We start from the raw sequence: 698 nt of genomic DNA on the forward strand, positions 1-698 counted from the left end.
CCGTGTTTATGACAAACCTGAACATAGACAAACATTCGAAGGTATTCTTTACCGCCTTAGAACAGGTATCCCTTGGCGAGATTTACCTAAAGAGTTCGGTCATTGGAGCACGGTCTTTAGACGGTTTCATTTATGGTCTAAGAAAGGCGTTCTAGCACATTTATTCAAGGCCTTAGCCAACCTTGCTGATATAGAATGGGTCTTTATTGATGGCTCGATAGTGCGGGCTCACCAGCACAGTGCAGGTGCCGCGACGCTAAGTAATGAGAGTATTGGTAAAAGTCGAGGCGGTAATTCAACCAAAATTCACTTAGCCGTCGACAGCGGAGGATTACCGATTTATTTCGAATTATCAGAAGGCCAAAAACACGATATTACACACGCCCCCAGCTTAATTGAGCACCTGAAGCAGGTTGATACCGTCATTGCAGATAAAGGTTATGACAGCRATGCTTTTCGTGAACTTATCGCAAATAAAGGCGGGAAATCTGTTATTCCAAGGCGCCGCTATAAGAATACACCTCAAGAAAGAGTCGATTGGTGCTTATATCGGTATCGACATTTAGTGGAGAATGCTTTTGGAAGAATTAAGCACTATCGAGCAATATCAACAAGATATGACAAGCTAGCAAGAAATTACGCCAGTATGGTGTCACTGGCGTTTATGTTAATGTGGCTGCCGATGTATTGCTGAACAA

At 43.2% G+C, this 698-nt stretch carries 1 protein-coding gene; it reads left to right on the forward strand.

The genetic code is table 11. The features are described from left to right. Positions 1–694 (forward strand): IS5-like element ISSod6 family transposase (locus L5L97_RS22810; protein WP_263187188.1); only part of this gene is annotated, 694 nt, incomplete at its 5' end. Positions 695–698: the final 4 nt, after the last annotated feature.

It is taken from the genome of Shewanella sp. SM71 (assembly GCF_025653905.1).
GTDB lineage: Bacteria > Pseudomonadota > Gammaproteobacteria > Enterobacterales > Shewanellaceae > Shewanella > Shewanella oncorhynchi.